Raw genomic sequence first — 24,813 nt, forward strand, 5'->3', positions numbered from 1 at the left:
ACGAAATATTATAGAGGTGAAGTCTTAAATGAAAATTAGATTTTCATTAAAAACAAATTAGAAAATCTTAAAAATCAATGCCCAAATTTTCTATAACAGATATAAATCCATCAACAACTTTGGGGTCAAACTGTTTTCCCGCATTTTTTTCAATTCTTCAATAGCTTGAGCCATTGTAAATGAATCTCTGTAAGGCCTTTTAGAAGTCATGGCATCAAAACTGTCAGCCACAGCTATTATTCGTGAACCTAAAGGTATCTCTTCTCCTTTTAATCCATCGGAATAACCTTTGCCATCATATCTTTCGTGATGATGACGAATTATCTTTGCGATATTTTCCATAACCTTCATCTTATTTATAATCTCATAACTCATAACCGGATGATCCATTAAACTATTATGATTCCAATTTTAATTGCAATTGCAATTTTAGGAGGAATAATCATCTCAAACAAAGCATTAAACCCAATCAGTCATATGACTGAAGTAGCAACAGAAATAAGCGAAAGAATGAGTTTGGACAATTCCAAACTCATTCCCTAAATCTTCTCAATCTTAAAGCATTTGTTACAACTGACACTGAGCTAAATGCCATTGCCCCTCCTGCTATAGCTGGAGTTAAAAGGCCCATCGCAGCAAATGGTATGCCGATTGTATTGTATACAAAAGCCCAGAATAAATTTTGATATATATTTCTCATGGTAGCTTTGCTTAATTTTATAGCGGTCACAATACCCATAAGATTTCCACTTATCAACGTTATATCTGAGGTTTCTATCGCCACATCTGTACCTGTACCTATCGCTATGCCAACATCCGCAGTAGCTAAAGCAGGAGCATCATTAATACCATCTCCCACCATTGCAACTACTTTTCCCATTTTTTGAAGCTTCATAATCTCCAAAGCCTTATGTTCTGGCAATACTTCTGCCAACACATTTTTTATACCAACTTGTTTTGCTATTGCCTCAGCAGTCCTTTTATTATCTCCCGTAATCATGTATACTTCAATACCCATAGCTTGTAACTCTTTAATAGCTTTTGCCGAGTCACTCTTTACAGTATCTGCAACAGCTATAATGCCATAAACTCTGTCGTGAGATGCCAATATCATTGCTGTTTTACCTTGTAATTCTAGTTCTTCAACCTTATCTTCAATTGACGTTATATCAATATTTTGTCTGTCCATGAGCCTTCTATTGCCAATATAAAACTCTTTTTCATTTATCGTAATGCATATACCATAGCCTGGTACAGCCTCAAATTTCTCATGGTCTTCCAATATTTTGAATTTTTCTTTTGCTTTATTGACAATTGCTTGTCCCAATGGATGCTCAGAATTTTTTTCCGCAATTCCCGCAATTTTCAAAATCTCATCTTCGGTGAAATCTCCAAGAGCTACTATGTCTGTAACTTCCGGTTCTCCTTTTGTTATCGTCCCAGTCTTATCAAATACTATTGCCGTTATTTTCCCTGCCCTCTGCAGATGTTCTCCTCCCTTTATGAGTATACCATTTTCTGCTCCTTTTCCTGTCCCTACCATCACAGAAGTGGGAACTGCAAGTCCAAGGGCACACGGGCAGGCAATTACAAGTACTGATACTGCATTTATTATGCCCGCATTAAAATCTCCATACCCAAAATACCAAATTAAAAAGGTGGTAGCAGCTATGGCTATAACTGTGGGTACAAAAATACCAGAGATTTTATCAGCAATTTGTTGAATTGGCGCTTTTGATCCTTGGGCATCTTCTACCATTTTAATAATTTGCGATAGTACCGTATCTTTACCCACTTTTGTCGCTTCAAATTTAAACGTTCCTGTTTTATTTATCGTAGCGCCAATTACTTCATCACCAACGCCTTTTTCTACAGGAATAGATTCACCAGTTATCATAGATTCATCTATTGTGGAACTACCCTCAACTATTTTACCGTCAACTGGTATTTTTTCGCCCGGCCTTACAACAACGATATCCCCGACTTTGACTTCTTCAATAGGTATATCTAATTCTTGCCCATCCCTTATCACTCTTGCGGTCTTTGCTTGTAGTCCCATAAGGTTTTTTATTGCTTCAGATGTTTTTCCCTTGGCTATAGCTTCAAGCAGCTTACCTAATGTTACAAGCGTTATAATAACTGCTGATGCCTCAAAATACAAGTAATTGTGTATCTCATGAGAGGGTTTAGTAAATACATTGTACAAACTATAAAAATATGCTGCAGATGTTCCCATAGCTACCAAAGTATCCATATTTGCCGTCATATTTTTTAAATTGTTCCAAGCACCTTTATAATATCTAAAACCTACAATAAACTGAACAGGTGAAGATAAAAATACCTGTAACCATGGATTATCAAGTATTCCACCTGAAATTTTAAACATTCTCAAAACCATTGATATTACTAACGGCACAGTTAAAATCGCTGAATATATTACAAGTTTCCTTAATGTATTTATTTCTCTCTCCTTTATCTCTTTTTCTGTGTCAATACCTACTCCAGTCTTTTCTTTTGCATCATATCCTATATCTTTTATCGCTTTAATCATTTTTTCTGTATCAACTTCATTTGAATCATATTCGACAATTGCTGTCTCAGTCGCAAAATTAACTGATGCATTGCTTACACCAGGCAGGTTTTTTAAGGTTTTTTCGATTTTGGCAGCGCATGATGCGCAGGACATACCCACAAGTGCAAGCTCTGCTTTATCTTTTATTACACCATATCCTATATCTTCTATTTTTTTCTCAATATCGCATATGTTAATTTTATCTGGATCATATATAACCGTTGCTTTTTCAATCGCAAGATTTACATTTGCATCTAAAACTCCATCTAAGCTTTTAAGCCCTTTTTCTATTTTTGTTGCACAAGCTGCACAAGACATCCCTGTTATTTTTAAATTAGCTTTTTCGGCCATATTTTCATCTCCTCTTCATCTCTCAGTATTTTTATAGGAAATTCTTCCACATAAAAGGAGATTCCGAAATTTTATCTAACTTTTCTTTCTATTATTCCGCCTCCCACAACAATATCTCCATCATAAAAAACTACTGACTGCCCCGGTGTAATAGCCCTTTGTGGATTGTCAAATTTCACAAAAACCCTCCCATCTTCAAGTGGTCGTATTACTGCATCCTGCTCTTTTGCAGTGTACCGTATCTTTGCTTTTACTCTCATCTCTCCTTCAAGTTTGTCAATTGAAATAAAGTTGTTATTATAGGAAATGAGTTCATCCCCAAATACTTCGTCACCGTATCCTAATACTACCACATTATTTTCTGCATCAATATCGACAACATAGAGGGGTTTGCCAACAGAAATTCCTAAACCTTTCCGTTGTCCTATTGTATAATGTATAATCCCTTTATGATAACCTAAAAATCTACCTCTCGTATCGCGGAATTCTCCTGGTTTTATCTCTTCTTTGGCATTTTCTCTAATAAATTTTCCATAATCATTATCAGTTACAAAACAAATTTCTTGACTGTCTGGCTTTGATGCAACAGGCAGGCCTAAATTTTTAGCTAACTCTCTGACCTCATCTTTTTTATATTTACCCAGTGGAAACAAAATATGCTCAAGCTGAGTTTGAGTAAGATTATATAGTACATAAGTCTGGTCTTTGGAAGTATCTACAGATTTCTTTAGTAAATACCTTCTTCTTTCTTCATCGTACTCTTTAATCGCATAATGGCCTGTTGCTACATAATATGCATCTATCATCCAGGCTCTTTTTAAAAGTTCTTCAAATTTTATATATTTATTGCAAGCAATACAAGGATTGGGAGTCCTACCTCTTAAATATTCATCTACAAAATAATCTATTACTTTTTCTTTAAAAACATCTTTAAAATTCATTACATAATATTTAATGCCAATCTTATTCGCTACTCTTCTAGCGTCATTAACAGCAGCCAATGAACAACAGCCGCCTTCAACTCTTACTGCTTCCTCATCTTTGTCCTGCCATATTTGCATCGTAACACCTATAACCTCATATCCCTGTTCTTTTAAAAGATATGCCGCAACAGAGCTATCGACACCTCCGCTCATTCCCACAACTACTCTGTTATTCTTTTTCATAAAAAAATTTTTTAACCTCCTTGTAGATTCTCTCATACAATCTGTGATATTGACCTTAATCTTTTAACAATTTGTGGAAGTACTTCTAAAACCTTATCTATATCTTCTTCTGTGTTATCTTTACCTATTGTAAGTCTCAAAGAACCTCGAGCTAATTCTTTTGAGAGCCCAATTGCCAGAAGCACATGAGATGGCTCAAGTGAACCAGAAGTGCATGCTGAACCACTTGAAGCACATATTCCTGCCATATCTAAGTTTAAAATAAGGGATTCACCATCTATAAATTCAAATGATACATTAACATTGCCTGGAAGCCTTTTTGTTGGATGCCCATTTAACCTCGTATAAGGTATTTTTTCTAATATTCCATTTATAAGTTTATCTCTTAAAAATGTAAGTTTATTTATATGAGAATCCAAATTTTTCGTGATAAGCTCTATCGCTTCCCCCAGTCCTACTATTCCTGGGACATTTTCAGTACCTGCTCTTCTATTTTTTTCCTGTGTTCCACCTTGTATAAGCGAATGAATCTTTACACCATTCTTTATATATAATGCTCCCACGCCTTTAGGTCCATATATTTTATGGGCAGATAGAGATAACAAATCTACATCTAATTTTTTTACATCTATCGGTATATTTCCAACTGCTTGCACAGCATCAGTATGAAAATATACATTTTTCTCATGAGCTATTTTGACAAGCTCATCAACTGGCTCTATTGTACCTATCTCATTATTGGCAAACATTATAGAAACAAGGATTGTTTTATCTGTAATTGCCTTTTTTAAATCTTCAGGTTTTACAAGCCCATATTCGTCAACTGGAAGATATGTTACTTTGAATCCTTCTTTTTCAAGATATCGGCAAGTATGGAGCACTGCATGATGTTCAATTTCTGTTGTAATAATATGATTTCCCTTATTTTTTAACGCATATGCTACACCTTTTAATGCCCAATTATCTGATTCAGAGCCTCCACTGGTAAAATATATTTCGTCTGCATCTGCACCCAGCGCTTTTGCCACTTTTTCCCTCGCTTCTTCAATAGCTTTTTTCGCTTCTTGACCATATGAATACGGGGAAGATGGATTACCAAAAACATCACTATAATATGGTAACATCGCCTCTAATACCCTTTTATCAACTGGAGTAGTCGCTGCATTGTCTAAATAAATTCTATCCACAAAAATCGCCTCTCTCTATTATTTTCTATTTCTTAGTATCTGTTCATATTCTGCTTTTTTTATTCAAAAACTTTGTGCATACTTAAATATCTTTCCCCAGTATCAGGCAACACAGTTACAACCCGTTTTCCTTTCCCGAGGCGATTTGCAACTTCAATTGCCGCAAAAACATTTGCGCCTGAAGAAATACCACAAAGAATCCCTTCTTGTTTTGCAAGTATCATTGACATCTCAAAAGCATCTCTCTCTTTTACCTTTATAATTCCATCGATAATGTCAAGATTTAATGTGTCAGGAATAAATCCAGCTCCTATTCCTTGTATCTTATGAGGTCCAGGTTTGCCGCCTGACAATACAGGAGATTCTTCCGGTTCAACTGCAAAAATCTTTATATTTTTGTTATATTGCTTTAAAACTTTTCCTACCCCGGATATTGTTCCACCTGTACCTACACCTGCTACAAATGCATCTATTTCTCCATTTGTATCTTTTAATATTTCTTTTGCCGTTGTAAGTTCATGTATTTCTGGATTCGCAGGATTTTTAAACTGATCTAACATTATATAATCAGGATTTAATTCCAAAATTTCTTGTGCCTTTTTTATGGCTCCTTTCATGCCCTCTGCACCGGGTGTTAAAACAAGCTCTGCTCCATATGACAAAAGTAAATTTCGTCGTTCTATACTCATCGTATCAGGCATTACAAGAATCAACTTATACCCTTTTACAGCACTAACCATCGCAAGACCAATGCCTGTATTTCCACTGGTAGGTTCAACAATTGTCCCACCAGGTTTTAATCTTCCTTCTTCCTCAGCTCTTTTTATCATATTTAATGCAATTCTGTCCTTAACACTTCCACCTGGGTTAAAAGACTCTAATTTTACTATGACCTCCGCTGCATCTTTTGGAACAATTTTATTTAATCTAACAATAGGTGTATTCCCTATAAGCTGGGTTATATCCTCATAAATTTTGTCTTCTCTTTCAGGCATAGCTTTTTGCCTCCTTTTAATTCCGAGTATTTCGATATGAATTTATAATTTTTCTCTTTTCTACAGTATCACAATCTTAAATTAATGTCAATGGATATATTCACGTTATGCTGTTATTCTGTAGCATTTTGCTGCGAGTCGATCTTCCCTTCTAAAAATTTAATGTATTCACTACCCCATTCATGCATTTTATCCATGACTTCTAGAAATTTAATACCTATTTCAGTCAGTGAATATTCCACTTTGGGTGGTACCACATTATACACTTCTCTGTGTACAAGGCCATCCCTCTCTAATTCCCTTAGCTGCTGCGTCAAGTATCCCTGCCTTATATCAGGCAAAAGCCTTTTCAGCTCATTAAAACGCTTAGGCCCTTCTCGTAGCTGCCATATTATGACCAGCTTCCATTTGCCAGCTACCACGTATTGAGTAACAGCTATAGGACATTTTACATTTAACAATCCTTTTCTTAATTCCATCTTTACACCCCTTTAGTACGTTTTTTTATACTACGTATGAAAAATTGTTGTACTTGCGAAAAGTAATTTTATTTGATATTATTTTACCCGAACGTCAAAAAAACATCAATGCCTGGAGGTGGAATATAAGAAACATATTTAATTTCTTAATAGAAAGCACTGGATAAAGCCACAGTAGCTTCCATCTGAACAAGGAGACATATTTTGTTTGTGAACATTCAATACTAAAAATGTATAAAACTCCATGCAGAATTTCAAAGACGCCCAGCGACATAATTATAAATCAGTAGACAATTCATTTTCTGAGGTATTTTATATAGAGCATAGCAAAAGATTTTTATTCAGCATACATATTCAAGTGCTCAAAAGTCAATTTTTTAACCAAAAATTTTTCGCACGAAAGGAGACTAAATATGAGCAAATTATTGTATATTAAAGCAAATCCCAAAAATGATGATGCATCAAGGACTTTCAGGATATCTGAACAATTTATAAAGACCTATAAAGAATATAATCCTCAAGATGAGATAATCACTTTGGATCTATACAAAGAAAAAATACATTTTTTGACACTGGATGACATCAACAGCATTTTTGGACCCAAAACTGATAGCTCAAAGGATCATCCAATATTAAAATATGCTTATCAATTTGCAGAAGCTGACAAGTACGTCATAGCTGCTCCTATGTGGAACTTAGGTATTCCCTCCATTTTAAAAGCCTACATCGACTATATAACAGTATCAGGTATAACATTCAAATATACAGAGCAAGGGGCCGTGGGGCTGATGAAGGGCAAAAAAGCTGTCCACATCATGGCCACTGGCGGGGAATACACTCATGGACCTTTTTCAGGATTTGAAATGGCAAACAGATATATAAAGGCAATACTTACCTTTATGGGAATTGAAGTAGTAGAAACTATAGTAGCAGAAAGACTGGATATAATAGGAGAAGATGTAGAAAAAATAGTGTCAGAGGCAACCAAACGAGCTCAGGAAGTTGCTAAAACATTTTAATACAAAAGTCTTCCATGAGTAATTTAGAAAGGCCAGATAGATATTTTATCGTAACCCAATGCGAAGATGAACCTCATGTTGTTAATGCATGGAATAGCTATGTCAATGTTACACTTGGGCGTTAATTCCTGTCGGTAAATGAACAAGGCGGAAAAAAAGATAGAAATGAGCAATCGGGTTAAATCGACAATTTGGAATCGAATAGTTCAGCGAAAAATATACAAAGGAATAGGTTTTTTGAACACTAGAACTACAAAATTCATAAAAGAACGTTCCCATTTGACATGAGGAAAGAGAAATTTCCATGGTTTAGAACTATTCTAGAAATAACCATTGATACTGCTAAACAAACCTTTTAAAATTAGTTTAGCATTATCATTATTTCTAATATTTATAAAGACCCCATTTGATGCGGGGTCTTTTTATGCACTTTCATGTATTTTTTAAAAGCTTATAAACTTTTTGCTATTTTTGTTTTAATACTCTTATAAATATTACCATTAATTTTTAATGTTTTTCTTTCTTAAGAATTGCCATTAAGCTGCGCAAAGCACCCTGTTATTTTGTTTTCAGAAAGGTATAATAAAATAATATATGCAAATACTATTTTTGATAATAAAAAGCGAGGTGTGTCACATGTCAGCAGAAAATGTAGTTAAATGTTCAGTAAATACTTGTAGTTACTGGAAAGATATGAAATGTCATGCTCCATCGATTGAAATAAATTCAAAAGTAATGTCTGCAAAAACTAGTGCAGAAACAGAATGCACAACATTTAAACCAAGATAACGCAAAGAAAAGCATTGATATTTCATTCAATGCTTTTCTTTCACTTTAAATTTTTTAATAGGTATTACACTTCATATCCTGTATCAATAATTGCTTTTTTCATATCATCTACAGAAACTTTAGCAGGATCATATGTTACCGTAACATTACCTTTGTCAAGGTCAACAATAGCTTTCGATACCCCATTTAATTTCTTTAGTGCAGTTTCGACAGACATTTTGCAATGATTGCATGACATTCCTTTAACATTTATAACGATAGTCTCACCTTTAGTTCCAAACAGGCCCATAATCCATATTCCCCTTTCATAAAATTTAAAATATATTAAATAATATATTATATCGAAACAGCACACATTTTATCAAAAACTTCCTGCATCAACGTTTTTTCCTTTTTAAAACGCTTATAATTGCGGGTATTAACGATATGACAATTATCGCAATTGTCACCAATCCAAAATGGTCTCTCACTATTTGCAAATTCCCAAAATAGTACCCACCTAAAGTAAAAAGTAAAACCCACAGCGTTCCTCCTAATGCATTGTAAAATAAAAACTTAAAATATCTCATTTGTCCAATACCCGCTACAAAAGGGACAAAAGTTCTAATAATTGGTATAAATCTTCCTACAACAATAGTAATAGAACCATACTTTTCATAAAAGTCACGAGCTTCCAGCAAATGCTCTCTTTTTATTAGTCGTAGATTTTCTCTTTCATAAATCTTTTCTCCCACAAATTTCCCTATATGATAGTTTATTGTATCTCCTAATATGGCAGCAGATGCCAAAAGTATAACCACATAAAATACATTTAAACTGCCAATTGCTGCAAAAGTCCCTGCTGCAAAGAGAAGAGAATCTCCAGGCAAAAAAGGCGTCACCACAAAGCCAGTCTCAAGGAAAATAATAAAAAACAAAATGCTGTAAGTATATGTGCCATAAGTTTGAATAACACTGCCTAAATACTTATCAAGATGCAATACAATATCAATGAAGTTTTTTATAAGGTCCATTTACTTCATCCTTTCATATATATAGTAACTCTTATTCACAGCATTAATTATACTATATATATGAAAGGTTTTGTAAAAAAATATGAAAATTTAATAGAATTTTAATCTTCTCCACCCCAGTGGCCATGTCTATGTCGCATACCTCTATGACCTCTTTGTTCTTCTTCATAAACTCTGTAATTTCCACCTTCCACTCTTATCGCTTTACCATTAACCAAAGCATCTGCCACTTTTTGTCTAGCAGAATTGATTATTCTAAAAAAGGTAGGTCTCGACACCTTCATCATATCAGCACATTCTTCTTGCTCTAAACCTTCTAAATCCTTAAGCCTTATAGCTTCTAATTCCTCTACTGTTAGTATAACTTCATCTAACATAGACATAGGCACACCTACTGGTTTAAAATGAGTTACATTTGGTTCACTTCTAACCCATCTGCATTTTGGAGGTCTTGGCATTTTATCACACCCTATTGTTTAATAAATGACGATTACTTTAATATTTTATACTTTTTAAAGAAAAATATCAATCCTTCATAAAGGCTAAAAATTTTTCAACAAGAATAGGGTCAAATTGTATCCCCGCCATCTTTCTAATCTCTTTTAGCGCTTGCTCTTTAGAAAGCCCCTTCCCTTCTTCATCTATCATCTGCACATAAGCATCTACTATAGCCAAAATTCTACATTCGTAAGGAATATCCTCTCCTTTTACAGCAAGTGGATAACCTTGTCCATTCCACCATTCATGATGCATTAAAATCATATCCGCAAGGTGAGCTAAATCAGGCGATGACATAGCAATTCTATAACCTATTTCACAATGTTTTTGAAATTCCAATTTTTCTTCTTCATTTAAGTTATCTACCTTATCTAGTATTTTATCTGAAATTCCTACCATTCCAATATCATGAAACTCAGCCAGAAGCTCTAAATTTTTTATCCGCACTTGAGAAAGTTTTAAATATTCGGCAAAGTTTGCTAAAATTTCTTTGACTGCATTTAGATGCTTTTGTAGCTTAGGCTGTCGTATTTCAAACATCTTTAAGATAGAATCTAATACTTTTCTATAACTGCTTCTTTTATGAAATAGCTTCTCTCTATACATGTTATTATCTGCTTCTTTAAAAACTTCCTCAATTTTTTTAAAACTATTATTCTTCACTGCATAGCCTATTGACATACTTAAAGGTATGTTTTCTTTTTCAAAAGTAAATTTACTATTTTCAACCATTTTTCTTATTCTATCAACCGCTTCTTCTACAATCTCAATGCTAGCGTTAGGCAGTATTACAGCAAATTCATCTCCTCCTATTCGGGCGATAATGTCCTGTCCTCTAAAACATTTTCTCAGCACATCCGCCGCTGTTTTTAAAAGCATGTCTCCTGCCTTATGCCCTATTGTATCATTGATAAGTTTTAATCCGTCTGCATCACAAATTATCAAACCAGTCGGCACTATATTCTGTTTACCAACAAAAGCTAATTTTTCTTCAAAGAAGTTTCTATTGTAAAGGCCAGTAAGTATATCATGGGTGCCCAAGTGCTCAAGCTTCTCTTGCGCTAACTTCCTTTCTGTTATATCTCTTATTATCGTCATAATAAGCTTTTCATTTTCAAAATCAACACTTACTACATTGGCCTCCACATAAAACTCGCTACCGTCTTTTCTCTTATGTTGTAAGTTCAGCAAAACACCCCTTTCAGCTTCAACATCTAACAATTGAGTCAACTCCTCTTTCTCACAATTACAAAGCTCAAAAATATCCATCTTTAAAAGTTCTTCCATTTCATAGCCATAAGCCTTTATTGCAGCTTTATTCACCTCTATAATCTTGCCATCTTCATATCTTGCAAATAAAATTATGTCATTTATATTGTCAAAAAGCAGTTTATATCTTTTTAAAATTTGTTCGGTTTTTTTGTTTTTTGTAATATCACGGGAAATAAAAGATATACCAATATATCTACCTAACTCATCTTTTAAACCAGCAAGTGAAACAAGCACATGTATAGTTTTTCCCTCTTTTGTAATCCGTATTCCTTCATAACTTTTTATTTCTTCTCCTTTTAACAATCTTTGTAAAATATTTTTGACTTTTTCTTTTTCAAAATCTGGCATCAAAGTGTATATGCTCTTGCCTATCATTTCATCAGCTTTATAGCCGTATATTTTTTCACATCCTTTATTCCAAGTTTGAATAATGCCTTCAAGGTCAAAACTCCCAATTCCTTCATTAGAAGATTCTACAATAAATTCATACTGTTTCAATAGCTTTTCATACTCTCTTTTATCGCTTATGTCTCTAAAAACCATAACTGTCCCAATTACATTTCCCTCTGAGTCTTTTATGGGAGCAGCAGAATCGGCAATGGATATCACATGCCCATCTTTTGATATCAAAGCAGTATGATTTGCAAGCCCTGTAATTTCACCAGTTTTTAAAACTTTTTCTATTGGAATTTCTACCTTCTCTTTCGTATCTTCATTGATTATATTAAAAACCTCATCAATTCTCTTTCCTAATACCTCTCCTTCTTTATACCCTGTAAGCTTTTCTGCAGTAGGATTCATAAACTCTATATTGCCGTTTGCATCCGTAGCAATAACTCCGTCTCCAATGCTCTTTAATGTAACACGAAGCCATTCTTTTTCTTTATTCAAAGATTTCATAAGTTCTTCTTGTTTGTGAAAAATAATAGCTAATATATTGCTTGCAATTTCATAGAAATGCATCAGTAAAGCAATCGCTAATATAACTTTTAAGGAATACAAAAGGTCAAAATCAACTAAATAATTTATCAAATTAAAGTGTTTTATAATGGGAAATGTAATCTCACGAATGCCCATTAAAATAAGTAATATTCCTATGACTAAACTAGAAATCACTTTTGAGGATTTGAAATTTTTAAATATCAATGTACCAGAAAATATACTCATAACCCCTAAAAAAATATACATTGGAATTACAGCTATATAATTACTACTTCCTAAAATTTTATTTACTGCATACCACCTAAACTTAGTGAAATAATCCATAAACCCTTTTGCAAAAAATTTACTTCAAAAAAAGATTGAAAACCATAAGTAAACAATATAGAACTTATTACAAGCAAACCATATACTATCACCTGTATCAAAAATGTATTAGGCATATCCCCATATTCTATTGCATATTCCATGGCGTATCTTATTAAATCAAGTCCCCATGCACTTCCCCAAAATAGAATATATTTTTCCTTTCCTGCATTATGCACTAATAAATAAAATATTGCTAAAATCAACAAAATTAATATCTGGTAATTTATTGAAATATGTATATTGCTAGCCATCCTATTCCCTCTCTCCCTAGAAAAACAAATGTTTCTAAATACATTATAAATCCATTTTTAATTTATGTCCATTATCAAGTTCATTTTTCCGAAAAATAAAAAGAGAGAGGTGCCTCTCTCATTCTCTTATTAATATTTCGCCAAAATTTCCATTCAGTTTTTCTTTTATTTTTTTCAAAAAGCTAATATTACAATCTTGAATTCCACTTTTCTCCTTATCCAATACACCTTCAGCATACTTGTACCTTTGTAAAACATACCTTTTTGCAGGAGAAATCCAATCAGCTAAAGCTTCAAAATCTTCTAAAGTAAGTAGTTTGTCATTTACAGTAGTTCTAAATTCGTAATCTATATTAGAATTTTTAACTATCTCTACACTTTTTTGAATATTATCTATATCTTTTTTGTTTTTTAAAAATATGCCATATTTTTCTATTGGCGCTTTTATATCCATAGCTATATAATCGAGCAATCCTTCCTCTAATAAATTTTCTAACACTTGTGGCCTTGATCCATTAGTGTCAAGCTTAACACTAAAATTTAAATCCTTTATATTTTTTATAAAATCTTTTAATCCTTTCCAAAGAGTAGGTTCTCCGCCTGTAATACACACTCCTTCTATTAAATTTGCTCTCTTTTTAAGGTAATCAAAAAACTCCTTTTCACTCCGTATACCTTCCCTTATTTGAATTAAATAAGAGTTATGGCAGTAAGGACACTTAAAATTGCAGCCACTTACAAAAACAGTGGCTGCAATTTTTCCTGGGAAATCAGCAAAAGAAACAGGCATAAAATCGTACATCATACAACAAATTCCTTTCTGTCCTTAAACTCTTTTTTCTTCCCTTCATTCCAATTCTTTACTGGCCTATAATATCCCACTACGCGGCTGTAAACCTCACATTCTTTCCCACAGTAAGGACATTCAAAATGTTCCCCAGAAATATACCCATGGTCTTCACAGATTGAAAAAGTTGGAGTTATAGTGTAATAAGGAATTCTATAATTATAAGCTATTTTTTTGACTAGAGCTTTGCAGGTGTTCACATCGTTTATACTCTCTCCAATAAATCCGTGAAATACTGTACCTCCTGTGTATTTTGTTTGTAACTCTTCTTGTAAGTCTAAAGCAGTAAATATATCTTCCGTAAAGTCTACAGGAAGCTGTGTTGAATTAGTATAGTAAGGCACATCGCTACCTGCAGTTATTATGTCGGGGAATAATTCTTTATCTTTTTTAGCCAATCTATAGGAAGCTCCTTCTGCAGGGGAGGCTTCTAAATTGTACATGAAATTAGATTCTAATTGATATTGTTCTAATTTATGCCTCATAAAATCTAATACTTCAAGTGCAAATTTCCTTCCCTCTTCACTGGCTATGCTTACTCCCATGAAATTTAATAGTGCTTCATTCATTCCAATGAGTCCTATCGTGTTAAAATGATTTTTCCAGTAAAATCCAAATCTCTTTTTTATATCTCTTAAGTAAAATTTTGAATAAGGATACAATCCCATTTCAGTCATTTTCTCTAAAACTTCTCTCTTTATTTCAAGGCTTGTTTTTGCAATATCCATAAGCCTTTCTAACCTTTGGAAAAACTCTTCTTTTGATTTAGATAAATATCCAATTTTTGGAATATTTATTGTTACAACTCCTATTGAACCTGTAAGAGGATTCGCTCCAAAAAGCCCTCCTCCACGCTTTCTTAATTCTCTGTTGTCCAACCTTAGCCGACAGCACATACTACGCACATCATTGGGATCTAAATCACTATTTACAAAATTGCTAAAATAGGGTAAACCATACTTCGCAGTCATTTCCATTATTTTATTTATGACAGGACTATTCCAGTCAAAATTTTTAGTTATATTATAAGTAGGTATTGGAAAAGTAAATATCCTCCCGCTGGCATCTCCTTCCATCATAACTTCTGCAAATGCTATATTTAACATGTCCATTTCTTTTTGAAATTCTTTATATGTTTTATCCATCAATTGACCACCAATTATAACAGGTTCATCTGCCATAATCTCCGGTACCACAAGATCCATAGTTATGTTTGTAAAAGGAGTTTGAAATCCCACTCTAGTTGGAACATTTATGTTAAATATAAACTCCTGTAAAGCTTGCTTAACCTCTTTGTAAGAAAGATTATCGTAATATATAAAAGGTGCCAAATAGGTATCAAAATTAGAAAAAGCTTGTGCACCGGCTGCTTCCCCTTGAAGTGTATAGAAAAAATTGACAATCTGTCCAAGAGCGGACCTAAAGTGCTTTGGAGGTTTGCTTTGAACTTTCCCCTCTACCCCTGTAAATCCAGAAAGCAGTAAATCCCTTAAATCCCATCCACAGCAATACACAGATAAAAGGCCTAAGTCATGAATGTGCAAATCTCCATTTACATGGGCATCTCTAACTTCTGGAGGATATATTTTGTTTAACCAGTAATGAGCTGTTATCGTACTGGAGATATGATTATTTAAACCTTGAAGTGAATAACTCATATTGCTATTTTCATTTACTCTCCAATCTTGTTTCCCTATGTATTCATCCACCATTTTTTCAATGTCCATAAACATTTTTTTAAATTCTCTTATCTCTTGATGCTGTTTTCTGTACAAAATATAGGCCTTTGCCGCTTTAGCATGACCATGCTTTATTAAGTATTGCTCTACAATATCTTGAATCTGCTCTACACTGGCTATTCCTTCTAAATTATTTTCTACGTACTCTGTCACTTCATCTGCTATTTCAAGGGCATCTTTGTATTCCCCTTCTTCCACTGCCTTAAAAGCTTTGTATATAGCATTTGCAATCTTTATCTTATCAAACTCAACTTCCCTTCCATCTCTTTTTATAACCTTCATAGCAATTCTCATGATTTTAAACCTCCATTCTTTTGTAAAAATAATTAAACCCCTTAACTTCTACGGCAAGTTAAGAGGTGTGCAAAGTACCTCACCTCCTCTATCGACCGTAGAGCAAGTGTAATCCAAATACAGGCAGGTCTCCTGACTTAGGTTCATCGCTCTTTACGCCTTCCCACCTTTCAAACATCGGGGACGGTTCCTTTTGTTTGAACAGACAGTGGCATATTGTAAAGAGCTCACCATCACAGTGGCGGGACCGTGCAGGATTCTCACCTGCTTCCCTTTTAACCCAATTTCCCTTTGAAATTGGGCACCTGTATCTGTGTATATTCTATTTTGCACAAAATCTAGTATATTATTTATTAATATCATCAACATGTAGTATACCACTGCTTTCTTGCATTGTCAATATAAAAAATAAAATAGGCCATTATTTTTGCCTATTTTAAATCATTTTTTATAGCCCTTTTACAATTACTGCATATTCCATAAAAATTCAATTCTCCATAATACACATCAAAGTCATATTTTTTATCTATCATTTTTATATACTTTACCAAATTTGGGCTATAATATTCGTCTATACTACCACAATATTTGCAAATTAAATGAGCGTGAATCTTTTTTTTGTTAAACATTTTAAGTTCATAGTATTTTTTGTTTCCTATTATATTTTCTGATAATATTCCCTTATCTACAAAAATTCTTAAATTCCTATAAAGAGTTGCTACACCATAATGGGGCCATTCTTTCCTAACTTCCTCAAGGAGTGTATCAAAATCAAAGTGAATATTAGGGCTCTTCAAAAATACCTCTATTAAAATTTGGCGTTTCTCAGTTATCTTTAAGCCATTTGCTTTCAATGTTTTTATTATTAATGACATCAAATCGTTTTTGTTTTTATCCATCATAGACCACCATATTTTTAACATATGTTCAATTTAAATATACACATTTTATTGACATATGTCAATAATTATTAGTACATTTTTTCCCATTTATTCCACAAGGCATTGTTTATCTCATCCACCAATACCGAGTTAAATTGCATTCCTTTATTGAAAATTACCTATTTTTTATTTTTTCTAATTCATATGTCAATAAAAAAAGAGGCTTCATACAAAAAGTATAATGCCTCTTTATACCAAATTACACATTAACAAGTTCTAATCCTTTTACAGGACAGTGAGCGTATTTTCTGTCCTTTGCCACCAGTGTTGTGACTAACCCTTTAGAATATTTATTAAAAAGTATGTCATGGCCTACGCAAAGACCTATTACTACATTGAGTTCTGTATTTTCTTGGTTCATTATCTCTGCCTGTGTTATAGGATTGCAAGTAGCAACAAATCCCTCTTTATCTTTTTGAATGTCTATATCTTCTATATCAATAGAACCGACTTTACAGCAAACAGGAACAATTTTTAAATCATATTGTTCTAATAATTTTACAAATTGTTTCGCTTCTTTACTCGTAGAATAACAAAATGCAACGCCAATAGTTTTAAATCCCATCTGCTTAATAAACTCTATTATTTCTTCTGCCCTACTTCTCAATTCTCCATTTTCCTTCTTAGGAAGAGTATTGGCGAAGTTCATTATCTTATGAACCATTTCATCTTGTTTGTATATCGCAACTGACTGTTCTACAATATCTCTTTTTTCAATAGTAGGACAATTTTTAGGAAAATTCCCCTCCCCTTTAGCACAAGGCTTTTTTGGACATACTCCACAGGTATAAATTGACTTCATTTTATTCACCTCTTGTATACTGTATACAATATTCGCTAAAAAAATTATAGCATATCCCTCTCCCCTGTGCAAGGGGATTATTCTTCAAAGCAATCTATACAGACCTTTTTCCCGTCTTTAAATCTTATCTCATTCTCCGCAGCGTATTGCCACATATTTTAACTGTATTGAAGGGTATATTACAATGTATCCTCTGGACCTTTTATGCTGTCAAGTTCATAAACATAAGGCTTTATATCCAGTATAGGACTTCCATCTAAGGCATCCACACCTTTTACATAAAGTTTATTTCCTTCAATTTTTACAAGGTCAGCCACACAAAAAGCTATAGGGTTTGGCCTTGAAGGAGAACGAGTGGCAAATACTCCTTTTATCTCTGGCCCCCATGGAGTGGCAGTTTTTATGACATCTCTTTTCCCTAAATGGCACCAGTAAAGAACTATTATGTGCTTTTTACTCTCTATATCCTGAAGCCCTTCTTGAAACTCAGGATATATTTCCAACACTGCTTCCTTATCGCTCACCCTTCCTTGATGAGGCGCTTCCCCTCTCTTTTTATAGGGACTGTGTATCACACCTATAGGTATCAATTCCACGGCAATTATCCCTTCCTTTCCGTTAAAGTGGAATGAAAGTTCAGACGGAAGGGACGGTTCCCCATGTCCGAAAACTCAGACGGAAGGAACCGTCCCCCTTGTCTGTATAAGGACTGTGAATAATTCCTATTGGTATTAAATTCAAGCTAAACTACCCCTTTCTACAATTTAGAGTGGTATAACTATTGGTATATTACGGCATTTTTCTACTGCAACAGGTATACCATAAACAGCTTCTATATTTTCCTCAGTCATGACTTCCATTCCACCATAAGCAAAAATGGTATTATCTTTTAAAAGTAAAAATTTATCAGAAAATCTAAGTGCCAAATTTAAATCGTGGCTTATAACAATTGCTGCTATATTTTGCTCTTTCACTGTCTCTTTCACAATTCTTAAAACCTCGATTTGGTTTTTCAAATCCAAATTATTCGTCGGCTCATCCAAAAGCATTACAATAGGTTGCTGTGCTAAAGCCCTCGCTATGACTACCTTTTGCAATTCTCCTCCACTTAACTCATTTAAATAGCACAGTGATAATTTTTCTAAATCAAATTTTTTTAACACCTCATTTACAATCTTTATATCCCTTTCAGTCACATCCCACTTTATATGAGGTTTTCTTCCTAAAAGTACCGCATCAAATACAGTAAATCGACCATTCTCATTCCTTTGCGCCACATATCCTATTCTTTTAGCTACCTCTATTCTACTTAATTTTGAAATTTCATCTTTTTCGATATATATTGCTCCTTTGTGAGGTTTTAGAATTTTATTTATACACTTCAAAAGAGTAGATTTCCCCGCCCCATTGTTTCCTAAAATAGAAAGTAACTCTCCTCTTTGAAGAGTAAATTTAACATCTTTTAAAACGGGTACACTGGTATAACTGAATTCAATACCATCTATATCTAAAATCATCTCTTATACCCCCTTGAAAGCACATAGAGGAAAACCGGTGCTCCCAAAAAGGAGGTTATAGCGCCCACAGGTAATACTACCGGTGAAATAATAGTTCTGCCTAAAGTGTCTGATGCTAAAAGTATTAAACCTCCCATTACAGAAGAAGCAGGAATCAAAAATCTATGGTCTCCTCCAATTAATCTCCTCATTATGTGAGGTCCAACAAGTCCAATAAAGCCTATAATTCCTACAAAAGAGGTAATAACGGCAGCAATTAAAGAAGAGACAAACATGCCTAATAATCTTACTCTTTCCACGTCAACTCCAAGACCTTTTGCCGTTTCTTCTCCACTGTCTAAAGCATTATAGTTCCATCTGTTAAACATAAAATGTATCAGAGAAATACCTACAACTACAGACATTATGCCCAAATCCTTCCATGATGCCCTTCCTATATCTCCAAATGTCCAAAAAACTACAGAAGCCACTTTTACATCATCAGCAAAATACTGCAAAATCATAGTAACAGCTGAAAACAAAGACCCTAAAGCTACTCCTGCCAAAACCATCGCTTCAGGAGTTACTCTAAAGCTTTTTGCCAACATCAATACGACTATTGTCGAACCCATTGAACCCAAAAAAGCAAAAAAAAACTACTAAATAAGGATTGTTTATAATCACAGAATCAGAATTTGCAGTACTACCTGCACCAAACACAATTATAGCTACTGCTGCTCCAAAAGCTGCTCCTTGAGAAATACCTAAAGTGAAAGGAGAGGCTAAGGGATTTCTTAAAATGCTTTGGGTTACACATCCTGCAACTGAAAGACCAATTCCTGCTACAATTGCTGTTAAAACCCTTGGCATCCTAATGTTCCAAACTATGATACGAAATCTCTCTTCTCCCTTACCTAACAACGTTTTTATGACATCATAGGTACTAATGCCAGCCGAACCTGCATTTATAGCATATACTGCAAGTACAAATGTAGCCAAAGCTGTTAAAAATATAATCAATATTTTTCTTTTGATATATTTATTATAGCTATCCGGTACAGTATATATAAATGACTGTCTCAAAGCTTCATCCCCTTATCTTTGTAATTCCCCCACTCGAAAAGCGGAGGAATTATGTTATACTCTAAAACTTAATTTTTTCAAAACCCCCATACACTTCTTCCATTTTGTCATACACATTTTTTCCGTAATCTCCAAAAAACAAACTATAAATTTCTTTTGCCTTTTCTACAGGATCGATATCTTTAAATGCTTCTGGATAAAGAACTTTTCCAACCCAATAGGAATCTACCAAAGCTGTGTCAATATTTGTAGTGTAATTGTTGTAAGGTAAAATTCCATATACATTGTCATTTTTAACAGCCTTCAAACTTTTATAAAAATCAGTATTTTTTTGATAATCTTGTTTAACTAAATCAAAGTTCCCTTCATCAATGAATATTATATCAGGATTCCAATCTAATAATTTTTCTCTTTCTATCATGATACTTCCTTTTTGTCCTAAAGTATCAGCTACATTTTTTGCATTTACAGCCATAAAAGGCGGATAATTCCCTTGTGTACTCTCTATACCGTGTGCACCTTTAAATCCTAGTGCACCTATATAAACAGTTGGCTTTTTATCCTCTGATATATCCTTTGTCCTGTCCTGTAAATCTTTTTGAATTCCTTTGATGTAGTCAACTACTTCTTTAGCTCTATCCTCTTTTCCCATAATCTTTCCTATAATCTCTAATGAGGTATATACATCCTCTTCAAAAGTACCGAGTTTGCCATAGCTTAAAACTACCACAGGAATTCCTGTTTTGGCCTGCAAGTCATCAGCTTTGGCTTTGTCGAGCAAAGATATCACAAAAATAACGTCAGGATTTACTTCAACTAATTTCTCTGCATCTGCTGTAGAATCAGGACCACCTTGTCCAATAGTAGGAAGTTGAGCTAATTTCTCTTGAAAAATCATATTGTAGGTTCTACCATCTACAAGTTTTTTGTCTATATTTTCTACTCCTGCGACTCTATCAATCCCATCTATATAGGTTATAAGTCTTAAAGCTCCTGGACCTATCCCTACAACTTTATGTACTGGGGTCTTTATCTCTACCTGTCTTCCAACTAAATCTGTAACTGTTTGAACTGTTTCCTTGGAAGTTTGAGAAGTTTGAGATTGATTTTGTGAAGCTTTACTACAAGCTGTCAAAGAAATGACAATCACTAACAAAATAACAACTATTCCATTAAATTTTTTTAATTGTTTTGACACTAATTACCCCTCCCTCTATTATCTTTTATTTTCTCTTAATATCTTAGTTTTTCTTTAATTTTCTCATCACAACAAGAGCATCTCATGGCTTATATTATCATTTCTTACTTATCTAACCATTAAATAGGTAAGTTTAATAAACCTCATATCCTATTTCCATATTATGGCGGGATAACTCCACTTATCTCATGGGGTTTACCCTCCCATGTCTCACTGGATCTCCGTCCTTAATTCCTTCGTTCTACCTGCCATGAGGTGGATGTCATTTCTGCTCCATTGCAGGGTCTTTGCCCGTATGGTGATTATTTTTTATGACAATTCCCGCTCTTGTTGTCAATATACCATCTTGACTAGTTGTTTTTGTTTTATTCCTTACTTTACCTTTTATGTCACGTCGTTCACACTTTCGTTTTCCCTAAAAATTAATTCTTCTTAAGGGTCAGCTTTTTAGATGTGAGCAAGTTAAAGCTGAAGAGAAGATGATTAACCCTTAATTGATTTGATAGTATGTTGGCACTTTTTATGCAGCTTCCTGTAATAGTGGCCTCTTTATGTCCTTTATCATCTTGATTGGGTCATATTTTACTCCTTTCTTTAATATGACATAAAATATCCTTATCAGTTTGTTGCACAATACTATTAGTGATTGCTTCTTTTTTAACGGGTTTTGCGCTCTGGTAGTGTAATATTTGTGAAGTTCACGAAACTCTTCGTTTTTTGCAACCAAGGCCATTACTGCAGTAAATAGTACTCTCCTCAATCGTTTCCTCCCCCTTTTACTTATTGTCGTTTCTCCTTTATACTTACCAGAGCTATTTCCTACTAGGTTTAATCCTCCTAGTTTTTGTATCTGTTTTGGATGTTCATATTTTTCAATATCTCCTACTTCTGCAATAAAACCTGCTACTGTATTTACTCCTATCCCTTTGATTTCTAGTAGTTCTTTAACCCCTGGTATCTCAACCATTAATTCTTCTATCTTCTTCTCTATTTCTTCAATTTGTTTTTTGAGAAATTCGTATTGTTCAATGAGAGTCTTTATCTCGTATTCCGCCATCTTTATGCCCTGCTTCTTCCCTATGCTCTCCTTAGCAGTTTCTATCAGCTTTATAGCCCTTTTTTCTCCTACCCCTCTTTGTACTTCTTTCTTCCATATCGATATTATTTCTTCAGCACTCTTTTTTGCTATCTTCTCAGGCGTTGGAAATTCTCTTAATGTGATAAGTGCTGCTTTCCCTTCCCAGTCTGAAAATACGGTGTTAAACTCCGGAAAGTATATGTCCATCCATCTTGTTATTTGATTTTTTGTCATCCCTATTTGTTTGTTCAACCTGTCTTTTATGTCCATCGCTACCCTTAATTCTGCATATACTCCTTCAGGTATTGTCGGCTCTACATATCTCCCGTCTTTTACTAGCATTGCTATTGTTTTTGGGTCTTTTTTATCGCTTTTTGTGGGAGAATTGTCATCTAATTCTTTGCTCCTCTTTACATGAAATGGATTAACCAATACTACCTTTATGTTATTGTCTTTAAGGTATTGGGCAAAACATAGCCAATATTGCCCTGTCGGTTCTATCCCTACTATTAGTTTGTTTTTCTTATGTCTCTCCATCAAGTCTTTTGCCCATCTAAAAAATTTTGTCATACCTTCTCTATTGTTTTCAAATCTTAGGTATTTCCCATATTCTACTCCTCTGTAGTCAAATGCTCTGGCATAATGGCTTTCTTTTGCTATGTCTACTCCCGCAATTAATGTGTCTTCTGTTACTTGCAAAATCTTTTCATTTTGTGTATACTTCATTTTAGGTACCTCCTGTTTATTTTGATAATTCGAGGTAAGTTCTAGAACTTACACTCTGTATTTTATCAGGAGGTACTTATTTTTTCAAAGTTCATTCTTCCTTATTTTTTATTCATTACAGGAATGCTCCATTAATAAATTTTTACTATTATCGGTCCATGTATAATGTATACGAGTAGTATAATACGGTGTTACTTTTTTAAAAATTATAACACGAAAAAATAGCGAAAACAATAGGCATTAAAAAAACAGACCAAATTTGGCCTGTTTTTTTAATTCTTAAAATTCTCATATCTTTGACATAGCATCTAAAGCAGCTGAATTTATTGGGTATGACACAGGAGAAGATGTGAGTAGTGGATGTGTCGCCACTTGGAAGGTATTTAATTCTGACGCTGTTGTTCCTTTTTGTATTGCAAGACTTAAAATATTAATCATTTCACCAACATTTTCTCCTCCTGCTATTTGAGCTCCTAATATGACTCCAGAATATCTTGAAAAAATCAATTTTATATTCACATTTTTTGCATTAGGCAAAGTTCCAGGGTGTTTGTCCATTGTGTTAAACTTTCCAACCACTATATCAAAGCCTTCAGCTTTTGCTTGCGTTTCTGTAAGACCCGCAGCAGCAAAAGCAGTATTATATATCTTTGTAGAGAACGCACTTATTGTACCTTTATTTTCCCTAACCAATCTTAATTGAAATACATTTACACCTGCAATTTTTGCCTCATTAGCCGCAGTAGAGGCAAGAAGTATAGGAACATTCTTTCTTGTAAAGAAACACTTCTTTTCTGCACAGTCACCAACAGCAAATATATCTGGATCGTTAGTTCTCATGTATTCATCAACTGTTATTGCTCCTCTTTCATTGAGTTTTATACCTGCAGCTTCAGCTAACTTAGTATTTGGTTTCACTCCCATAGCTAATATGACAACGTCAGCTTTTATTCTTTCACCTGTATGCAGTTCTACTTCTTTTACTTTTGTATCCCCTATAAGTTTTGTAACTTTTGTATTTGTTTTTATTGTTATACCATGTTCTTTTAATGTAGCTTCTGCCATATCACTATATTCAGGGTCAAAGGCTTGCCACAAAAGCTTGTCAGCAACCTCAATTATTGTTACATTTTTGCCAAGAAGTTGCACCTGCTCTGCCATTTCAACACCAATAAATCCACCGCCAATTACTACAACATCCTGAGCCTCGTTAATCTTTTGCTGAACAAATTTTAAGTATTCTTCGTCTTTTTTTATTGTAAATACATTTTCTAAGTCATGCCCTGGTATAAAAGTAGGAACTATTGGCAAAGAACCTGTCGCTAAAATTAGTTTTTTGTAGGAAATTTCTCCACTCTTTTTAGCATTAACTTTTTTGTTTTCCCTATCAATTGAAAGAACTTCATCTATTATTAAATCAATACCAGCATTGGTAAGCATTGCATCGGGTATAACATTTTTAGATGTGTCTTTTAATGTTCCAAAAATGTACGGAATACCGCAAGGAACCATTACCCGTTCTCCCATTCTTACAACAGTAACTTTCTTATCTTTGTAAGTTTTTTTAGCAGATAAAGCTGCTAAAATTCCACCTGCGCTTCCTCCAATGACCAAAACATCAGTTTCCATCACTTCTATTACCTCCTATATTTTGCATTTTGCTAGAAACTACCCCCTACCCTGTAGGGTACCTCTACGTAAATTATAGG

Annotated in this window: 23 protein-coding genes, 1 pseudogene and 1 riboswitch; of the genes and pseudogenes, 3 read left to right on the forward strand and 21 right to left on the reverse strand. The window is 33.9% G+C overall.

Annotated features, from left to right (window positions below; genetic code table 11):
* Positions 1 to 90: 90 nt before the first annotated feature.
* On the reverse strand, positions 91 to 375 hold the full coding sequence (locus OEI98_RS10735) for an HD-GYP domain-containing protein (RefSeq protein ID WP_244499103.1): 285 nt from the start codon (positions 373 to 375) through the stop codon (positions 91 to 93).
* A gap of 24 nt (positions 376 to 399) precedes the next feature.
* Between OEI98_RS10735 and OEI98_RS10740 the strand changes: the two genes are divergently transcribed.
* Positions 400 to 543: a hypothetical protein gene (locus OEI98_RS10740; protein ID WP_266037832.1), complete on the forward strand. Its 144-nt coding sequence runs from the start codon at positions 400 to 402 to the stop codon at positions 541 to 543.
* Here OEI98_RS10740 and OEI98_RS10745 read toward each other — a convergent pair.
* The 5 genes from OEI98_RS10745 to OEI98_RS10765 form a co-directional block, all read right to left on the reverse strand.
* Positions 533 to 2,923 (reverse strand): heavy metal translocating P-type ATPase, encoded by a 2,391-nt coding sequence (locus tag OEI98_RS10745; RefSeq protein ID WP_074665981.1) that lies wholly within the window; start codon positions 2,921 to 2,923, stop codon positions 533 to 535. The genes OEI98_RS10740 and OEI98_RS10745 overlap by 11 nt on opposite strands.
* A gap of 71 nt (positions 2,924 to 2,994) precedes the next feature.
* A complete protein-coding gene (gene mnmA, locus OEI98_RS10750) occupies positions 2,995 to 4,089 on the reverse strand; it encodes a tRNA 2-thiouridine(34) synthase MnmA (protein ID WP_074592545.1) in 1,095 nt (364 codons plus the stop codon).
* Positions 4,090 to 4,121: 32 nt separating this feature from the next.
* A complete protein-coding gene (nifS, locus tag OEI98_RS10755; RefSeq protein ID WP_074592546.1) occupies positions 4,122 to 5,276 on the reverse strand; it encodes a cysteine desulfurase NifS in 1,155 nt (384 codons plus the stop codon).
* Between the two features lie 59 nt (positions 5,277 to 5,335).
* Positions 5,336 to 6,271 carry a cysteine synthase A gene (gene cysK, locus OEI98_RS10760; RefSeq protein WP_074592547.1) on the reverse strand — a complete coding sequence of 312 codons (936 nt, stop codon included), beginning with the start codon at positions 6,269 to 6,271 and terminating at the stop codon, positions 5,336 to 5,338.
* A gap of 113 nt (positions 6,272 to 6,384) precedes the next feature.
* Entirely contained in the window at positions 6,385 to 6,750 is a 366-nt protein-coding gene (locus tag OEI98_RS10765; RefSeq protein ID WP_003868069.1) for a winged helix-turn-helix transcriptional regulator, read from the reverse strand.
* 413 nt (positions 6,751 to 7,163) lie between these two features.
* On the opposite strand from OEI98_RS10765, the gene OEI98_RS10770 reads away from it, so the two are divergent.
* Together OEI98_RS10770 and OEI98_RS10775 are read left to right on the forward strand one after the other, a co-directional pair.
* A complete protein-coding gene (locus OEI98_RS10770; RefSeq protein WP_003868068.1) occupies positions 7,164 to 7,769 on the forward strand; it encodes an FMN-dependent NADH-azoreductase in 606 nt (201 codons plus the stop codon).
* Between the two features lie 636 nt (positions 7,770 to 8,405).
* On the forward strand, positions 8,406 to 8,558 hold the full coding sequence (locus tag OEI98_RS10775; protein WP_003870552.1) for a DUF1540 domain-containing protein: 153 nt from the start codon (positions 8,406 to 8,408) through the stop codon (positions 8,556 to 8,558).
* A 64-nt stretch (positions 8,559 to 8,622) separates the two neighbouring features.
* On the opposite strand, the gene copZ is transcribed toward OEI98_RS10775, so the two are convergent.
* From copZ to OEI98_RS10850, 15 genes and pseudogenes are all read right to left on the reverse strand, one after another.
* Positions 8,623 to 8,847, reverse strand: coding sequence for a copper chaperone CopZ (copZ, locus tag OEI98_RS10780; protein WP_003868066.1), 225 nt, complete (start codon positions 8,845 to 8,847; stop codon positions 8,623 to 8,625).
* 88 nt (positions 8,848 to 8,935) lie between these two features.
* Complete coding sequence (locus tag OEI98_RS10785; protein WP_009052711.1) at positions 8,936 to 9,571, reverse strand: DedA family protein; 636 nt, start codon at positions 9,569 to 9,571, stop codon at positions 8,936 to 8,938.
* 101 nt (positions 9,572 to 9,672) lie between these two features.
* Positions 9,673 to 10,029, reverse strand: a complete 357-nt coding sequence (locus OEI98_RS10790; protein WP_003868064.1) for a DUF134 domain-containing protein — start codon at positions 10,027 to 10,029, stop codon at positions 9,673 to 9,675.
* A 67-nt stretch (positions 10,030 to 10,096) separates the two neighbouring features.
* Positions 10,097 to 12,607, reverse strand: coding sequence for a PAS domain S-box protein (locus OEI98_RS10795; RefSeq protein WP_266037848.1), 2,511 nt, complete (start codon positions 12,605 to 12,607; stop codon positions 10,097 to 10,099).
* Positions 12,571 to 12,900 carry a hypothetical protein gene (locus OEI98_RS10800; RefSeq protein WP_266037849.1) on the reverse strand — a complete coding sequence of 110 codons (330 nt, stop codon included), beginning with the start codon at positions 12,898 to 12,900 and terminating at the stop codon, positions 12,571 to 12,573. Before OEI98_RS10800 ends, OEI98_RS10795 begins: the two co-directional genes overlap by 37 nt.
* Before the next feature lie 118 nt (positions 12,901 to 13,018).
* A complete protein-coding gene (locus tag OEI98_RS10805) occupies positions 13,019 to 13,705 on the reverse strand; it encodes an anaerobic ribonucleoside-triphosphate reductase activating protein (protein WP_074592549.1) in 687 nt (228 codons plus the stop codon).
* Positions 13,702 to 15,780 (reverse strand): ribonucleoside triphosphate reductase, encoded by a 2,079-nt coding sequence (locus tag OEI98_RS10810; protein WP_074665976.1) that lies wholly within the window; start codon positions 15,778 to 15,780, stop codon positions 13,702 to 13,704. The genes OEI98_RS10805 and OEI98_RS10810 overlap by 4 nt, the downstream gene beginning before the upstream one ends.
* A gap of 104 nt (positions 15,781 to 15,884) precedes the next feature.
* A riboswitch (cobalamin riboswitch) is annotated at positions 15,885 to 16,104 on the reverse strand.
* A gap of 107 nt (positions 16,105 to 16,211) precedes the next feature.
* Complete coding sequence (locus OEI98_RS10815) at positions 16,212 to 16,679, reverse strand: Fur family transcriptional regulator (protein ID WP_006569411.1); 468 nt, start codon at positions 16,677 to 16,679, stop codon at positions 16,212 to 16,214.
* Between the two features lie 241 nt (positions 16,680 to 16,920).
* A complete protein-coding gene (locus OEI98_RS10820) occupies positions 16,921 to 17,523 on the reverse strand; it encodes a DUF1847 domain-containing protein (RefSeq protein WP_004401626.1) in 603 nt (200 codons plus the stop codon).
* Positions 17,524 to 17,702: 179 nt separating this feature from the next.
* Positions 17,703 to 18,119: a tRNA (N6-threonylcarbamoyladenosine(37)-N6)-methyltransferase TrmO gene (gene tsaA, locus OEI98_RS10825; RefSeq protein ID WP_004401627.1), complete on the reverse strand. Its 417-nt coding sequence runs from the start codon at positions 18,117 to 18,119 to the stop codon at positions 17,703 to 17,705.
* 168 nt (positions 18,120 to 18,287) lie between these two features.
* Positions 18,288 to 19,040, reverse strand: coding sequence for an ABC transporter ATP-binding protein (locus tag OEI98_RS10830; protein WP_003871146.1), 753 nt, complete (start codon positions 19,038 to 19,040; stop codon positions 18,288 to 18,290).
* A pseudogene (locus OEI98_RS10835) lies at positions 19,037 to 20,102 on the reverse strand (FecCD family ABC transporter permease). The gene OEI98_RS10830 and the pseudogene OEI98_RS10835 overlap by 4 nt, the downstream one beginning before the upstream one ends.
* Before the next feature lie 61 nt (positions 20,103 to 20,163).
* On the reverse strand, positions 20,164 to 21,300 hold the full coding sequence (locus tag OEI98_RS10840) for an iron ABC transporter substrate-binding protein (protein WP_004401630.1): 1,137 nt from the start codon (positions 21,298 to 21,300) through the stop codon (positions 20,164 to 20,166).
* A 520-nt stretch (positions 21,301 to 21,820) separates the two neighbouring features.
* Entirely contained in the window at positions 21,821 to 23,104 is a 1,284-nt protein-coding gene (locus OEI98_RS10845; RefSeq protein WP_266037143.1) for an IS110 family transposase, read from the reverse strand.
* A 288-nt stretch (positions 23,105 to 23,392) separates the two neighbouring features.
* Positions 23,393 to 24,733, reverse strand: a complete 1,341-nt coding sequence (locus tag OEI98_RS10850) for an FAD-dependent oxidoreductase (protein ID WP_028986127.1) — start codon at positions 24,731 to 24,733, stop codon at positions 23,393 to 23,395.
* Positions 24,734 to 24,813 lie beyond the last annotated feature (80 nt).

Source organism: Thermoanaerobacter sp. RKWS2 (genome assembly GCF_026240795.1).
GTDB lineage: Bacteria > Bacillota > Thermoanaerobacteria > Thermoanaerobacterales > Thermoanaerobacteraceae > Thermoanaerobacter > Thermoanaerobacter ethanolicus.

What these genes read in the sequence shown, in the direction of transcription:
- OEI98_RS10735 (WP_244499103.1), bottom strand. Translation starts at nt 375, where the DNA reads ATGAGTTATGAGATTATAAATAAGATGAAGGTTATGGAAAATATCGCA.
- OEI98_RS10740 (WP_266037832.1), top strand. Translation starts at nt 400, where the DNA reads ATGATTCCAATTTTAATTGCAATTGCAATTTTAGGAGGAATAATCATC.
- OEI98_RS10745 (WP_074665981.1), bottom strand. Translation starts at nt 2,923, where the DNA reads ATGGCCGAAAAAGCTAATTTAAAAATAACAGGGATGTCTTGTGCAGCT.
- mnmA (WP_074592545.1), bottom strand. Translation starts at nt 4,089, where the DNA reads ATGAAAAAGAATAACAGAGTAGTTGTGGGAATGAGCGGAGGTGTCGAT.
- cysK (WP_074592547.1), bottom strand. Translation starts at nt 6,271, where the DNA reads ATGCCTGAAAGAGAAGACAAAATTTATGAGGATATAACCCAGCTTATA.
- OEI98_RS10765 (WP_003868069.1), bottom strand. Translation starts at nt 6,750, where the DNA reads ATGGAATTAAGAAAAGGATTGTTAAATGTAAAATGTCCTATAGCTGTT.
- OEI98_RS10770 (WP_003868068.1), top strand. Translation starts at nt 7,164, where the DNA reads ATGAGCAAATTATTGTATATTAAAGCAAATCCCAAAAATGATGATGCA.
- OEI98_RS10775 (WP_003870552.1), top strand. Translation starts at nt 8,406, where the DNA reads ATGTCAGCAGAAAATGTAGTTAAATGTTCAGTAAATACTTGTAGTTAC.
- copZ (WP_003868066.1), bottom strand. Translation starts at nt 8,847, where the DNA reads ATGGGCCTGTTTGGAACTAAAGGTGAGACTATCGTTATAAATGTTAAA.
- OEI98_RS10785 (WP_009052711.1), bottom strand. Translation starts at nt 9,571, where the DNA reads ATGGACCTTATAAAAAACTTCATTGATATTGTATTGCATCTTGATAAG.
- OEI98_RS10790 (WP_003868064.1), bottom strand. Translation starts at nt 10,029, where the DNA reads ATGCCAAGACCTCCAAAATGCAGATGGGTTAGAAGTGAACCAAATGTA.
- OEI98_RS10795 (WP_266037848.1), bottom strand. Translation starts at nt 12,607, where the DNA reads ATGGATTATTTCACTAAGTTTAGGTGGTATGCAGTAAATAAAATTTTA.
- OEI98_RS10800 (WP_266037849.1), bottom strand. Translation starts at nt 12,900, where the DNA reads ATGGCTAGCAATATACATATTTCAATAAATTACCAGATATTAATTTTG.
- OEI98_RS10805 (WP_074592549.1), bottom strand. Translation starts at nt 13,705, where the DNA reads ATGATGTACGATTTTATGCCTGTTTCTTTTGCTGATTTCCCAGGAAAA.
- OEI98_RS10810 (WP_074665976.1), bottom strand. Translation starts at nt 15,780, where the DNA reads ATGAGAATTGCTATGAAGGTTATAAAAAGAGATGGAAGGGAAGTTGAG.
- OEI98_RS10815 (WP_006569411.1), bottom strand. Translation starts at nt 16,679, where the DNA reads ATGGATAAAAACAAAAACGATTTGATGTCATTAATAATAAAAACATTG.
- OEI98_RS10820 (WP_004401626.1), bottom strand. Translation starts at nt 17,523, where the DNA reads ATGAAGTCAATTTATACCTGTGGAGTATGTCCAAAAAAGCCTTGTGCT.
- OEI98_RS10830 (WP_003871146.1), bottom strand. Translation starts at nt 19,040, where the DNA reads ATGATTTTAGATATAGATGGTATTGAATTCAGTTATACCAGTGTACCC.
- OEI98_RS10845 (WP_266037143.1), bottom strand. Translation starts at nt 23,104, where the DNA reads ATGAAGTATACACAAAATGAAAAGATTTTGCAAGTAACAGAAGACACA.
- OEI98_RS10850 (WP_028986127.1), bottom strand. Translation starts at nt 24,733, where the DNA reads ATGGAAACTGATGTTTTGGTCATTGGAGGAAGCGCAGGTGGAATTTTA.